The 13,474-nt window shown below is 74.9% G+C and carries 11 protein-coding genes; 6 read left to right on the forward strand and 5 right to left on the reverse strand.

All coding sequences use genetic code 11. From position 1 onward, the window contains the following. Positions 1-215 precede the first annotated feature (215 nt). Positions 216-1,394 carry an ADP-forming succinate--CoA ligase subunit beta gene (sucC, locus tag ACIQPQ_RS05255; RefSeq protein WP_401299937.1) on the forward strand — a complete coding sequence of 393 codons (1,179 nt, stop codon included), beginning with the start codon at positions 216-218 and terminating at the stop codon, positions 1,392-1,394. 21 nt (positions 1,395-1,415) lie between these two features. Beyond that, positions 1,416-2,300 (forward strand): succinate--CoA ligase subunit alpha, encoded by an 885-nt coding sequence (sucD, locus tag ACIQPQ_RS05260; protein WP_401299940.1) that lies wholly within the window; start codon positions 1,416-1,418, stop codon positions 2,298-2,300. Between the two features lie 121 nt (positions 2,301-2,421). On the opposite strand, the gene ACIQPQ_RS05265 is transcribed toward sucD, so the two are convergent. Further along, the gene (locus tag ACIQPQ_RS05265) at positions 2,422-3,678 is read right to left on the reverse strand and encodes a helix-turn-helix domain-containing protein (RefSeq protein ID WP_401299943.1); all 1,257 of its coding nucleotides are present in this window, start codon (positions 3,676-3,678) and stop codon (positions 2,422-2,424) included. A 105-nt stretch (positions 3,679-3,783) separates the two neighbouring features. Between ACIQPQ_RS05265 and ACIQPQ_RS05270 the strand changes: the two genes are divergently transcribed. Further along, the gene (locus ACIQPQ_RS05270) at positions 3,784-5,325 is read left to right on the forward strand and encodes a DUF6350 family protein (RefSeq protein ID WP_401299945.1); all 1,542 of its coding nucleotides are present in this window, start codon (positions 3,784-3,786) and stop codon (positions 5,323-5,325) included. A 152-nt stretch (positions 5,326-5,477) separates the two neighbouring features. On the opposite strand, the gene ACIQPQ_RS05275 is transcribed toward ACIQPQ_RS05270, so the two are convergent. Beyond that, positions 5,478-6,266, reverse strand: coding sequence for a hypothetical protein (locus ACIQPQ_RS05275; protein ID WP_401299948.1), 789 nt, complete (start codon positions 6,264-6,266; stop codon positions 5,478-5,480). Between the two features lie 278 nt (positions 6,267-6,544). On the opposite strand from ACIQPQ_RS05275, the gene purN reads away from it, so the two are divergent. Both purN and purH read left to right on the forward strand, forming a co-directional pair. Next, positions 6,545-7,174: a phosphoribosylglycinamide formyltransferase gene (purN, locus tag ACIQPQ_RS05280; protein ID WP_401299950.1), complete on the forward strand. Its 630-nt coding sequence runs from the start codon at positions 6,545-6,547 to the stop codon at positions 7,172-7,174. Then, complete coding sequence (gene purH, locus ACIQPQ_RS05285; RefSeq protein WP_401299953.1) at positions 7,171-8,781, forward strand: bifunctional phosphoribosylaminoimidazolecarboxamide formyltransferase/IMP cyclohydrolase; 1,611 nt, start codon at positions 7,171-7,173, stop codon at positions 8,779-8,781. Before purN ends, purH begins: the two co-directional genes overlap by 4 nt. Before the next feature lie 333 nt (positions 8,782-9,114). On the opposite strand, the gene ACIQPQ_RS05290 is transcribed toward purH, so the two are convergent. The 3 genes from ACIQPQ_RS05290 to ACIQPQ_RS05300 all read right to left on the reverse strand — a co-directional run bounded on the left by ACIQPQ_RS05290 (position 9,115) and on the right by ACIQPQ_RS05300 (position 12,375). Then, positions 9,115-10,665 carry a protein kinase gene (locus tag ACIQPQ_RS05290; RefSeq protein WP_401299955.1) on the reverse strand — a complete coding sequence of 517 codons (1,551 nt, stop codon included), beginning with the start codon at positions 10,663-10,665 and terminating at the stop codon, positions 9,115-9,117. Then, positions 10,662-11,507, reverse strand: a complete 846-nt coding sequence (locus tag ACIQPQ_RS05295; RefSeq protein WP_401299958.1) for an FHA domain-containing protein — start codon at positions 11,505-11,507, stop codon at positions 10,662-10,664. Before ACIQPQ_RS05295 ends, ACIQPQ_RS05290 begins: the two co-directional genes overlap by 4 nt. A 256-nt stretch (positions 11,508-11,763) precedes the next feature. Continuing rightward, positions 11,764-12,375 carry a hypothetical protein gene (locus ACIQPQ_RS05300; protein WP_401299961.1) on the reverse strand — a complete coding sequence of 204 codons (612 nt, stop codon included), beginning with the start codon at positions 12,373-12,375 and terminating at the stop codon, positions 11,764-11,766. Between the two features lie 233 nt (positions 12,376-12,608). Here ACIQPQ_RS05300 and ACIQPQ_RS05305 point away from each other — a divergent pair, with 233 nt between their 5' ends. Next, positions 12,609-13,463, forward strand: coding sequence for a bifunctional methylenetetrahydrofolate dehydrogenase/methenyltetrahydrofolate cyclohydrolase (locus tag ACIQPQ_RS05305; protein ID WP_401299963.1), 855 nt, complete (start codon positions 12,609-12,611; stop codon positions 13,461-13,463). The last annotated feature ends 11 nt before the right edge of the window (positions 13,464-13,474 follow it).

A 13,474-nucleotide genomic window follows, 5' to 3' on the forward strand; every position in this document is an offset into this window, starting at 1 on the left:
GCACCCCTCGACGGCATCATGTGACAGGTATCACCGCTCAGGTGTGACTCGCGATTTAGGGGCCTCCGCGAACCAGGGATAACCTGCGAGACGGACATGCCGCGCGCTCGGACACCGTGTGCGCTTCCCTTGTGACACAGCGGACGTCACGTTGCCCTTCGCGGCACGCCCACGCATCCAACGAACCGCGAGATCACTGATAGGGACGGAAGCGCGTGGACCTGTTCGAGTACCAGGCGAGGGACCTCTTCGCCAAGCACGATGTACCGGTGCTGGCCGGTGAAGTCATCGACACGCCTGATGCGGCGCGCGAGATCACCGAGCGTCTGGGCGGCAAGTCCGTCGTCAAGGCGCAGGTGAAGGTCGGTGGTCGCGGGAAGGCCGGTGGCGTCAAGCTGGCCGCCAGCCCGGACGAGGCCGTCGCCCGCGCGACGGACATCCTCGGCATGGACATCAAGGGCCACACGGTCCACAAGGTGATGATCGCCGAGACCGCGCCCGAGATCGTCGAGGAGTACTACGTCTCCTTCCTCCTCGACCGCGCCAACCGGACGTTCCTCTCCATCGCGTCCGTCGAGGGCGGCATGGAGATCGAGGAGGTGGCGGCCACCCGTCCGGACGCCGTCGCCAAGACGCCGATCGACGCCAACGAGGGCGTGACCCCCGAGAAGGCCCGCGAGATCGTCGCGGCGGCCAAGTTCCCGGCCGAGGTCGCCGACAAGGTCGCCGACATCCTCGTCACGCTGTGGAAGACCTTCGTCGCCGAGGACGCCCTCCTCGTCGAGGTCAACCCGCTGGCCAAGGTCGCCTCCGGCGACGTCATCGCCCTCGACGGCAAGGTGACGCTCGACGAGAACGCCGACTTCCGCCACCCCGACCACGAGGAGCTGGTGGACCACGCGTCCGCCAACCCCCTGGAGGCCGCGGCCAAGGAGAAGAACCTCAACTACGTCAAGCTCGACGGCGAGGTCGGCATCATCGGCAACGGCGCGGGTCTCGTCATGAGCACCCTCGACGTCGTCGCCTACGCCGGTGAGGCCCACGGCGGCGTCAAGCCCGCCAACTTCCTCGACATCGGCGGCGGCGCCTCCGCGGCCGTCATGGCGAACGGCCTGGAGATCATCCTCGGCGACCCGGACGTCAAGTCCGTCTTCGTCAACGTCTTCGGCGGCATCACCGCCTGCGACGAGGTCGCCAACGGCATCGTCCAGGCGCTCCAGCTGCTGGCCGACAAGGGCGAGGACGTCACCAAGCCGCTGGTCGTCCGCCTGGACGGCAACAACGCCGAGCTGGGTCGCAAGATCCTCTCCGACGCCAACCACCCGCTCGTGCAGCGCGTGGACACCATGGACGGCGCGGCCGACAAGGCCGCCGAGCTCGCGGCCGCGAAGTAAGGGACCAGGGACACCACAGCCATGGCTATCTTCCTCACCAAGGACAGCAAGGTCATCGTCCAGGGCATGACCGGTGCCACGGGCATGAAGCACACCAAGCTCATGCTGGCCGACGGCACCAACATCGTCGGTGGCGTGAACCCCCGCAAGGCGGGCACCTCCGTCGACTTCGACGGCACCGAGATCCCGGTCTTCGGCTCGGTCGCCGAGGCGATCGAGAAGACGGGCGCCGACGTGTCCGTCCTCTTCGTACCGCCGGCCTTCGCCAAGGCCGCCGTGGTCGAGGCGATCGACGCGGAGATCCCCCTCGCGGTGGTCATCACCGAGGGCATCGCCGTCCACGACTCCGCCGCGTTCTACGCGTACGCCGTGGAGAAGGGCGCCAAGACCCGCATCATCGGCCCGAACTGCCCGGGTCTCATCACCCCCGGCCAGTCCAACGCGGGCATCATCCCGGGCGACATCACGAAGCCGGGCCGCATCGGTCTGGTCTCGAAGTCGGGCACGCTGACGTACCAGATGATGTACGAGCTGCGGGACATCGGCTTCTCGTCGGCCGTCGGCATCGGTGGCGACCCGGTCATCGGCACCACCCACATCGACGCGCTCGCCGCGTTCGAGGCCGACCCCGACACCGACCTGATCGTGATGATCGGTGAGATCGGCGGCGACGCCGAGGAGCGCGCCGCGGCGTACATCCAGGAGAACGTGAAGAAGCCGGTCGTCGGCTACGTCGCGGGCTTCACCGCGCCCGAGGGCAAGACCATGGGCCACGCCGGCGCCATCGTCTCCGGTTCCTCCGGCACGGCCGCCGCGAAGAAGGAGGCCCTGGAGGCCGCCGGGGTCAAGGTCGGCAAGACCCCGACCGAGACGGCGAAGCTGGCCCGCGAGATCCTCGCCGGCTGACCCACGCCCCCCCGCACCACGCCGATGGGCCCGCTCCCTCTCCGGGGGCGGGCCCATCGGCGTACGCGGCACAGCGCACGGGCGTGCCCGGTGCCTCACCGGGCGGCGGGCGGAACGTGCCTCACCGGGGTTCGGGCAGCACGCGCTCCGGTCCGTGCGCGGCCTCCGAGCGGAGCTTGGCGCGCAGGGTGAGTTCCGCGTCGGAGAGGGTGCCGGGCGCCGGGCGCGGCGGCACCCCGCGCACGGTCTCGCCGGGCGGCACCGGTGGCTCGTAGTGGGTGGGCGCCGTGTTCAGGGTGAGGGCGGTCGCCCCGATCAGCGCGACCGTGAACGCGATCGCCGCCCGTGTCCAGAACCGGGCCCGGCGCTCACTGCCCATCCGTACCGTCGGCGGTTTCGCGGCGCGCAGCCGTTCCGCGGACGCCGTGCGCGCCAGCCGCCGGTGCAGCTCGGCCGGTTCGCCCAGGTCGGGCAGGCGCGCGGTGACCGCGGCCCGCGCGTTCAGCAGCCGGTTCGCCGCCGCGGGCGTGCTCGCCTCGGTCTCCGCCGCGGTCTCCGCCAGCCCGAGCCCCACCCCGTCGTGCAGCAGCAGCGTGCGCCGGTACGACGGCGGCAGCGCGAGGAGGACGTCCATGAGGGCCCGGTCGGAGACGTCGGCGGGCGGCGGCTCGGGGTGCCGGTAGCGGGGGCGGAACCGGTGCCAGGGCGAGAGCGCGTACTCGTACGCCGTGGCCCGCACCCAGCTCGCCGGGTCCGGGTCGACGGCCACCTCGGGCCAGCGCTGCCACGCCGTCTGGAAAGCCTGCTCGACCGCCTCGCGGGCCAGTTCACGGCGGCCGGTGAGGAGGTAGGCCTGCCGGACCAGGGCGGGGGCGCAGAAGGCGTAGAGCGCGTCGAAGGCCTGAGCGGGGGTCAGCGGGCGCGGTGGGGGCGGGGGTTGGTCCGGGTCGACCGGGGTGCCGGGGGCGGAAGGCGCCGACCGGTCCGGCCGCGGGGGCGCTTCCGGTGGTGCGGCCACGGCCACGGCGGTGACGGGCGCCGGTGGTGGAGCGTGCGGGGGCGCGGGCGGTGCGGGGTGCGCGGCCGGGGCGGTCGCCGTCGCGGGGGCGGGCCGGTGCCGCGCCGCCGGGTCCCGACCGGCCGTCAGGGCGGGCGCGGCGGGCACCTGTTCGGCGCCCTTGGCGAGGGAGGCCAACTGGTTCGCGTACGCCACCCGCGTACGCCCGCGCGGAGTCGAGCGCCCGGTCTCCCACGCGCGCACCGTCTCCCGGCCGACGCCGAGCCGCGCGGCGAGCTGAGCCTGGGTCAGCCCGCCCTTCTCGCGCAGGCGTCGGCGCTCCTTGGGCGGGGGGAGGGGGGTGTCGGGGCTCTGGTTCACGGGGCACCCCTCAGCGCGAACAGTACGAAAAAGTACATAAACTTATATTGAGCGACACAACGGTGGTTCGCCTGTTACGACGGGAAAGCGCGTGTCGTTGGGAGCATGGCGGGCGTGATCCTGATGACCGTCCGCCGTTCGCTGTCCGCCCTGCTCGCCCGGGTGCGGGACCGTTCCCCCGGCCTCGCCACCGGTCTGCTCGGCGGTCTCCTGGCGGCCGGGCTCGGACTCGGTTCGCTCGCCGTGCCGGTGATGGTCCTGTGGATCAGCTCGCCCTACCCCGACAGCGGACCCGACGGCGCGCTGCACGTCGCCGCCTCGCTCTGGCTGCTGGCCCACGGGATCGAACTGGTCCGCCCCGACACCCTGTCCGGGGTGCCCGCGCCGGTCGGCGTGACCCCGCTGCTGCTGCTCGCGCTGCCGGTGTGGCTGGTGCACCGGGCCGCGCGCGACGCGGTCGACGCGGGGGGCGGCGACGGGGACGGGGACGGCGACACCGCCCCCGTCGGGGATCGCGCCGCCGGGAGCGCCCACGGCGTGGAGGGGCACCGCGTGAATCCGTGGACGGTCTGGTCCGGTGTCGTGCTCGGCTATCTCGTCGTCGGGGCGGGCGCGGCCGTCTACGCGGCCGGGGGCGCCCTGCCGCCCTCCTGGCCGTGGACCGTCGTCTGCCTGCCCGTCCTCGCCTCGGCCGCCGCCGGATGCGGCGTCTGGTCGGCCCACGGGCGGCCCCGCGAACCCGTCGACGCCGTCCTGCTCAAGCTGCCGCGCGGGCCGCGGCGGCACCTCCTCGGCGCCGAGGGGCGGGTCCGGGTCGCCGTCGCCGTCCGGGCCGCCGGGGCCGGGGCCGCGCTGCTGGTCGGCGGGGGCGCCCTCCTCGTCGCCGTGTCCTCGGTGTGGCACCTCGGTGCGGCGCGCGGGGCGTTCCTGGAGCTGACCGAGGGGTGGTCCGGGCGGTTCGCCGTGCTGATGCTCTGTGTGGTGCTGGTGCCGAACGCGGCGGTGTGGGGTGCCGCCTACGCCGTCGGGCCCGGGTTCCTGCTCGGCGCCGGGCAGGTCGTGACGCCGCTCGCCTCCGATCCGGCGCCGCTGCTGCCGCCGTTCCCGCTGCTGGCGGCGGTGCCGGACGCGGGGAGCGGCGGGGTGCCGAACTGGCTCGCCGGGGTGGTCGCCGCGGGCGCCGGGGGAGCGGTCGGGGTGTTCGTGGCGCGGGCCGCGGTGGGGGGCGAGGCCGGGGGCGGCGGGGGCGGTGGGGTGTGGCCCTGGCGGCGGACGGCCGGGGTGGTGGGGCTCGCGGGCGTGGTGTGCGGGGTGGTGTCCGGGGGGCTGGCGGAGCTGGCCGGGGGGCCGCTGGGGGTGGGGGCGTTGGCCTCGTTCGGGCCGGTGGGGTGGGCCGTGGGGGTGGCGGTCGCCGGGTGGGTGGCGGGGGTGGGGGTGCCGGTGGGGCTGGTGTCGCGCTGGTGGTGGGCGCGGGGGGTCGAGCGAGGGGGTCGGGACGGGGGGTCCACGGCGGGGTCCCTGGTCGTGCCCGCGCCCGCGGGGGCGGTGGGGGAGGCGGTGGTGTCCGTGGGGGCGGGGGACGAACCCCGGGCCGGGGGTGCGGGGTTCGAGGAGGAGCCGTACGACTTCGATCGGGACGAGCTTTGAGTTGCCCCCGCCGCCCCTTCCCGTCCCGTCCCTGGGGGCTGTGCCCCCAGACCCCCCTTTCGGCCCTGGACGGGCCTCGTCCTCAAGCGCCGGACGGGCTGAAAAGAGGGGGGCGGGGGCGCGTCCTCAAGTGGCGGCGGGTTGGAAGACCTCTACGTGTTCGCGCCCAGCACGTTGCGCAGTTGCTCCGGCAGCAGTCGCTCGCAGGACTGCTTGGACTCTGAGGTGAGGGCGTCCTTGGTGCAGGTGTAGTAGTCGCGGTAGACGAGTTGGGCGGTGAAGACCAGGGCGACCAGGGCCAGGGCGAGGGAGGCGGTGACGATGCCGCTGATGGCCGCGGTGGTCTGGGGGCGGCCGGTGGGGGCCTGGGGCTGGGGGGCGTCGGGGGCGGGCGGGCGGGGCTTGGCGCGGAGGGCGCTGATGCCCCAGTTGAGCGCGAGGGCGCCGAGGAGGAGCGCCACGTACGGCCAGCCGAAGAGGACGAAGAAGAACGCCCACATGCCGCACAGCAGCGCGTAGCGGGCGCGGCGCTGGGCCGGGTCCGTGGGGTCCCAGCGCGGGGCGGGGGTGTTGCCGCCGGGGCCGCCGCCCTCCGGGGGGCGGCCGGGGCGCTCGCCGAAGCCGCCGCCGGAGGCGCGGCCGGGCTGGCGGTCGCTCCACTGGCTGCCCCAGGGGGAGGAGTCGCCGCCGTCACCGCCGCCGTCCTGCTCCGGGCGGCGCGGCTGCCAGGGGCGGTCCGGGGTGCCCTCCGGGGGCGGGGCGAAGGGGTTGTCGTCCTTCGGGGGCGTGTCCCCCGAGGCTCCGTCGCCCTGGCCGCCGTCGCGGCCCGAGGGGGCGTCCGGCGGGGAGGATGGGCGCTCCCGCAGCAGCACGGCGCCGCGCTCCCCTCCCTGCGGTGACAGCGGGGGGAGCGTGAGGAGGCGCAGGCTGCGGTCCGGCATCAAGTGAGCGTCTTCCCCTAGATCGTCGGGAGTGGTCGGGCGGGCCCGGTGCGAGCGGTCACTCCGGGAACGATCCGTACGTCGGCCGCGTTCCCGGGCCCGCTCGCCCCTGACGCTACCTTCCGGCCACGCCCCCGTCCCGCGGGGGCCGTCCGGTGTGCCGGTATCGTTGCTGACCGTCGGCCGGTTCGTAGGCTTCCCCGTATCGCGGGGCGCGATGCATTCGTAGGAACGGACAAGCGGCCGGGACAGACGTCTCCCCGAGAAAGGGCCCCACCGTGGCCGCCAAGCCCGTGGCCAAGCGCCTCGTCGTGCTGGTCTCCGGATCCGGTACGAACCTCCAGGCGCTGCTCGACGAGATCGCCGCCACCGGCGCCGGGGCCTACGGCGCCGAGATCGTGGCCGTCGGAGCCGACCGCGAGGGCGTCGAGGGGCTGGCGCGCGCCGAGCGCGCCGGGCTCCCCACCTTCGTCGTCCGGGTCAGGGACCACGGGACGCGGGAGGAGTGGGACGAGGCGCTCGCCGAGGCGGTCGCCGCCCACGCGCCCGACCTCGTGGTGTCCGCCGGGTTCATGAAGATCGTCGGCAAGGCGTTCCTGGCCCGGTTCGGCGGGCGGTTCGTCAACACCCACCCCGCCCTGCTGCCCGCCTTCCCCGGCGCCCACGGTGTGCGCGACGCGCTCGCGTACGGCGTCCGGGTCACCGGCTGCACCGTCCACTTCGTCGACGACGGCGTCGACACCGGGCCGATCATCGCGCAGGGCGTGGTGGAGGTCCGGGACGAGGACGACGAGAGCGCGCTGCACGAGCGCATCAAGGACGTCGAGCGAAGGCTGCTCGTCGAGGTCGTGGGGCGTCTCGCCCGCAACGGCCACCGCATCGAGGGACGAAAGGTACTTATCCCGTGACCGCCGAGAGCACTGCCGCGAGCACCGCCGCGAGCGACCCCGCGCGCACCGAGGGCACCCAGCGGCCGATCCGTCGCGCGCTCGTGAGCGTCTACGACAAGACCGGTCTGGAGGAGCTGGCCCGCGGGCTGCACGCGGCCGGGGTCCAGCTCGTCTCCACCGGTTCCACCGCCTCCCGCATCGCGGGCGCGGGCGTCCCCGTCACCCGTGTCGAGGAGCTGACCGGCTTTCCCGAGTGCCTGGACGGCCGGGTGAAGACCCTGCACCCCAAGGTGCACGCGGGCATCCTCGCCGACCTGCGCCTCGACAGCCACCGCGAGCAGCTCGCCGAGCTGGGCGTGGAGCCGTTCGACCTGGTCGTCGTCAACCTGTACCCGTTCCGGGAGACGGTCGCCTCCGGCGCCTCCGAGGACGAGTGCGTGGAGCAGATCGACATCGGCGGCCCGTCGATGGTCCGCGCCGCGGCGAAGAACCACCCCTCCGTCGCGGTCGTGACCAGCCCGGAGCGGTACGGCGACGTCCTCGCCGCGGTCGCGGGCGGCGGCTTCGACCTCGTCACCCGCAAGCGGCTCGCCGCCGAGGCCTTCCGGCACACGGCCGCCTACGACGTCGCCGTCGCCTCCTGGTTCGCGTCCTCGTACGCGCCCGTCGACGCGTCCGGCTTCCCCGACTTCCTCGGCGCCACCTGGGAGCGGAAGAACACCCTCCGCTACGGCGAGAACCCGCACCAGCCCGCCGCGCTCTACGTGGACGGCACCGGCGGCGGCCTCGCCGAGGCCGAGCAGCTGCACGGCAAGGAGATGTCGTACAACAACTACACGGACACGGACGCCGCGCGCCGTGCCGCGTACGACCACGCCGAGCCCGCCGTCGCGATCATCAAGCACGCCAACCCGTGCGGCATCGCGATCGGCGCCGACGTCGCCGAGGCGCACCGCAAGGCGCACGCCTGCGACCCGCTGTCCGCGTTCGGCGGGGTCATCGCCGTGAACCGGCCGGTCAGCAAGGAGCTGGCCGAGCAGGTCGCGGAGATCTTCACCGAGGTCATCGTCGCCCCGGACTACGAGGAGGGCGCCCTGGAGGCGCTCGCCAAGAAGAAGAACATCCGTGTCCTGAAGGCGCCCGGCGCCCCGGCGAACCCGGTCGAGCTGAAGCCGGTCGACGGGGGCGCGCTGCTCCAGGTCACCGACCGTCTCCAGGCCGACGGCGACGACCCGGCGCACTGGACCCTCGCCACCGGCGAGCCGCTCTCCGCCGAGGAGCTGCGCGAGCTGTCCTTCGCGTGGACGGCGTGCCGGGCCGTGAAGTCCAACGCGATCCTGCTCGCCAAGGACGGCGCCTCGGTCGGCGTCGGCATGGGCCAGGTCAACCGGGTCGACTCCGCGAAGCTCGCCGTCGAGCGGGCGGGCGAGGAGCGCGCGCGGGGCTCGTACGCCGCGTCGGACGCGTTCTTCCCCTTCCCGGACGGGCTGGAGATCCTCGTCGGGGCCGGGGTGAAGGCCGTGGTGCAGCCGGGCGGTTCGGTCCGTGACGAACTCGTCGTCGAGGCCGCGAAGAAGGCCGGGGTCACCATGTACTTCACCGGGACCCGGCACTTCTTCCACTGACGGGCCCGCGACACGGCGGGGGCGGGGGGGCCCCCCCCCCCCCGGGGGGGGGGGCCCCCCCCGCGCCCCGGGGGGGGGGGGGGGGGCCCCGGGGGGGGGGGGCCCCCCGCGCCGCGGGGGGCGCGCCCGCAAGCCGGCGGGGGTACCTTTTTACTCCCCGGGCCCCCGCCCCCCCCCCCCCCCGGGGCCCGCCCCCGGGGGGGGGGGGGGGGCCCCCGCCCCCGGGGGGGGGGCCCCCCCCGCCCGTCTCCCGTGGGGGGTCTGGCCGTCCGCCGGTACGGGCGTCCACCCTGCCGCAGCGGCCGTCCGCCCGGTACCTAGGACGTCCGAGGGTCACGTGCGGCCCGGCGGCGTGTACTCCTTGAGGTAGTGGGCGACGCGGGCGGCGTAGTCGGCGTACTTCGGGGGAACACCGCCCGCGTCGTTCACCTTGCGGTACGACGTCCGGTAGGCGGCGGCGATCAGCAGCCGCGGGTCGCCGGGCAGCGTCCGGTCGAGGCGGGGCGCGATCCAGCACAGGTAGCGGCCCATCGCCGGGATCGACTCGGCGGGCGGGAACGGCGGCGCGGGCACCGTCTCGCCGGGGGTGCCGTCCTCGTGCATCCACCAGCGCAGCACGCTCGGCGTCCAGCGGGCGATGCCGTACTCGTCCTTCGCCGGGTCGGAGAGGTCCGGGTCGAAGTCGCTCTCCACCTTCAGCATCGCCGCGATCAGCGCGGACGTGACGCCCTCCCGGTCGCAGTCGCGCGCGGTCTCCACGATCAGCAGCCGGTACGCGGCCGGAACACCCTTCCCGGTGTGCAGCTCCGACGCCCCGTACCGCGCGGCCGGGGTGAGCGAAGCCGACGCGGGCGCCGCCTTCCGGTCGTCCCCGGCGCCGCCGTCCCCCGCCCAGGTGCTGACGCCGAAGCCCAGCACGGCCGCGGCCACGGTCGCCGCCGCGGCGGCCAGCGCGGTCGTACGGCGGGACGGGCGCCGCCGGCCGGTCGGCGGGCCGGTGCCCGTGGCAGCGCGGACCCGGCGCAACAGGGCCGCGGAGCCGAGGCGTTCGGCGTGGGTGCGGGTCAGGCAGTCCCGCACGATGTCCTGCCACGGCTCGGGCAGGCCGGGGGAGAGCCGCAGCGGGTCGGTGCCGCGGGCGTAGGCGACGGCGGCGTCCCGGCGGGCCGTCGGGGTCGCGCCGGGCAGCGGCAGCGTGTGGGTGAGGACCAGGTGGGCGAGGACCCCGAACGCCCACACGTCGGCCGACGGCCGGATACGGCGGCCCCGCTCCCCGATCTCCGACCACAGCAGCTCGGGCGGGGTGTAGTCGGGGGTGGAGAAGGCGGGCGTGTAGGCGTGGGTGCCCTCCAGCTCGGCCGCCATGTTGAAGTCGCCGAGCCGGACCGAACCGTCCCGCATCAGCAGCACGTTGGCCGGTTTCAGATCCCCGTGCACCCAGCCCGCCGCGTGCAGCTGGTGCAGGCCCTCGACGATCTGCGCGAGCAGGGCCGGGCCGCGCTCGGGGCGGGGCGTGCGGGCCAGCAGCGCGGCCAGGGAGCCCTCCGCCCGCTCCAGGACCAGCACGGTCGCGCCGTCCAGGGCGGGGCGGTCCGGGTCGTCGACGGTGAGCGTCTCGTACATGCGGATCAGCCTGGGGTGGCGCAGCCGCCGGTACAGCTCCACCTCGCGCTCCACCAGGTCCTGGAGGTGCGCCAGCCTGCGGGGGGTGGAGGTGCCGGTGGGCAGGAACTTCAGGGCCGCCGTGCGGGGGAGGCGTCCGTCGCCGCCGGTGTAGCGGCCCTCGTAGACGCTGCCGAAGGCGCCGGTGGCGAGCGGGGCGCGCACCTCCCAGGCGCCCACCCGGTACCCGCGGGGTACGGGTACGGCGTAGGGCTCGGTCACCGGGCGGCCCGGCCGGGCGCGGCCTGTCGCGGCGCGGGCGTCCGGGCGGCGGCGCGGTCCGGTGCCCCCGCCGGGGCCGCGAGCACGATCAGGTCGTCCTCGCGGACCAGGTCGAAGCGGAGCGCCAGCGAGACCAGCGACTCCTTCTTGCCGTTCAGCCGCGGACCGGTGTCGGCGGTCTCCGGGCCCGGCTTGAGCCGCAGTTTCACGGCCAGGTAGTCGATGTTCCACTGCACGGACGTGCGGGACGCGGCGGGCCAGGCCGGGCGCAGCCGGTCGACCACCTGGTCGACGGTGGGCAGCGGGGCGTGCGGCGCGCCGCGCAGGCGGGGCTCGCACAGCGCGGCCAGCACCGCGAAGTAGCGCTTCGTGCGGTCCACGGAGAAGGCGGGCGCGGTGGTGGCGCCGTCGAGCAGGGCGAATCCCCCGTCCGCGCCGTCCGCGCCTTCCGTGCCGTCGGCGCCGCCCGGCCGCCGGTAGTCGTGGCGGGGCGCCCACACCTCGACGGCGAGCAGGTCGCCCGCGGCGGGCAGCACGATCCGGGAGAACTCGAACGGCACCGGCGCGTCCAGCCGCCCCGGCCCCACCTTGATGTGCTCGCCCGCCCCCTCCGGGTTCTCCACCACGTAGGTGTGGTGGGCGGAGAGGTTGCTGAGTATCCAGAAGGCGCCCTGCGCGGTGATCTCGCCCGCGCGGCGCGAGACGCCGTCGTGCGGGATGCGCAGGTCGTTGTCGGCCGCGGAGCGCCCGAAGGAGAGCCGATCGCCCGGCGCCAGCCGGATCTGTCCGTCTCGTCGCACGTCCCCGGCGCCCGGTGGAGGTACCACGATGATGCTGTACAAGGTGCGTCTCCCCGTGCCCGACGGCTACCGAAGTCAGGGTAGGAGGTCAGGGTAGGGCGACCCGGCGGGGCGGTGTCCCCCTTCGTACCGGTCCGACCCCGCCCCCGGCCGGGATTGGCGTGAACCGTTCGCCGCCGCCGCGCCCCCGGGGCCCGCGCGGGACCGTCCGTGCGGGCGGTGGGCGCGGTCCCGGCGGGCGGGCGTGGCGGATTGCGGCTGGTGCGACCGGGTGACGGTGTGACCCGGAGGGCCGGGGTCAGAAGCGGGGGCGGCGGAACCAGTCGGCGGTCTCCCGCTTGGCGGCGAAGACGATCGCCGTGATGCTGACGCCGATCAGGAGCAGGCCGAGGCCCCACGCGGTGAGCGAGAAGATGCCGGTGACGATCGCGAACGAGGCGTAGACGATCGAGCAGACCCGGACGCCGTTGCCGCCCTTGGCGTACTGGAGGAACAGGATCAGGCCGAGGACCGCGTACACCGCCGCCAGCGCGGCGAGGAACACCACGACGCCCTTGCCGATGTCGGCGAAGCGCTCGGCGTCCGCGTCGCCGGTGACGCCCGCCTTGGTCATCTCCTCGTCCCACCGGCCCAGCACCCACAGGTAGGCGCCCGCGACGATGACGTGGGCCAGCGCGATCACGCCGGTCAGGATGCGGGCGGTGCGCGCGGCACCGGGCAGCGTGGACGGTCCGCCGGGGTGGCCCCCCTGGTACTGCGGGTACGGGGCCGGCCCGCCCGGGTACTGCGGGTAGCCCTGCTGCGGGGGACCCTGCGGGGGGAACCCGTAGCCCTGCGGGGGGTGACCCGGGGCGGGCTGGGGCTGCTGGGGCGGCGGCCCGTAGGGGTTGTGCGGCTCGCCGTAGCTCATGGCGGTCCTTCCTCCGTGTGCGTCGAGTGCGGGGACGACGGGCGGCGCGATGCGGAGGAGGTCGGTGCGTGGATGCGGTCGGTCCCCCCGGTACTGCCCGCGGCACTGCGCCTCCATCGTTGGCCAGCGGCCCGGGAGTTGTCCAGGGGGTTCCCCGGGACGTTGTGCAAGCGCAACCCCGCCGGTCACGGGCCGATTGGGAGCCGGGGGCCGTCATCCGGGAGGATGGGGCCATGACCGCCCAGATTCTCGATGGCAAGGCCACCGCAGCCGAGATCAAGTCGGATCTGACCGCCCGCGTGGCGGCGCTGAAGGAGAAGGGCGTCACGCCCGGCCTCGGCACGATCCTCGTCGGGGACGACCCCGGCAGCCAGAAGTACGTCGCCGGGAAGCACCGCGACTGCGCCGAGGTCGGTATCGCCTCGATCCAGCGCGAACTGCCCGGCACGGCCACGCAGGAGGAGATCGAGGCGGTCGTCCGCGAGCTGAACGAGGACCCGGCCTGCACCGGTTACATCGTCCAGCTCCCGCTGCCCAAGGGCATCGACGAGAACCGCGTCCTGGAGCTGATGGACCCGGACAAGGACGCCGACGGCCTGCACCCGATGAACCTCGGCCGTCTCGTCCTCAACGAGCCCGCGCCGCTGCCCTGCACGCCCAACGGCGTCCTCACCCTGCTGCGGCGCTACGGCGTGGAGATCAAGGGCGCCGAGGTGGTCGTCGTCGGCCGCGGGGTCACCATCGGCCGCCCGATGCCGCTGCTGCTGACCCGGCGCAGCGAGAACGCCACGGTCACCCAGTGCCACACCGGCACCCGTGACCTCGCCGCCCACCTGCGGCGGGCCGACATCGTCGTGGCCGCCGCGGGCTCCGCGCACCTGATCCGCGCCGAGGACGTCAAGCCGGGGGCGGCCGTCCTCGACGTCGGCGTCTCCCGCAGCGCGGAGGGCCGGATCGTCGGCGACGTCCACCCGGACGTGCGCGAGGTCGCCGCGTGGGTCTCGCCCAACCCCGGCGGGGTCGGCCCGATGACCCGCGCCCAGCTCCTCGTCAACGTGGTCGAGGCGGCGGAGCGCAGTGCCCGCTGACCGCCGGGACG

It is taken from the genome of Streptomyces sp. NPDC091281 (assembly GCF_044757425.1).
Classification (GTDB): domain Bacteria; phylum Actinomycetota; class Actinomycetes; order Streptomycetales; family Streptomycetaceae; genus Streptomyces.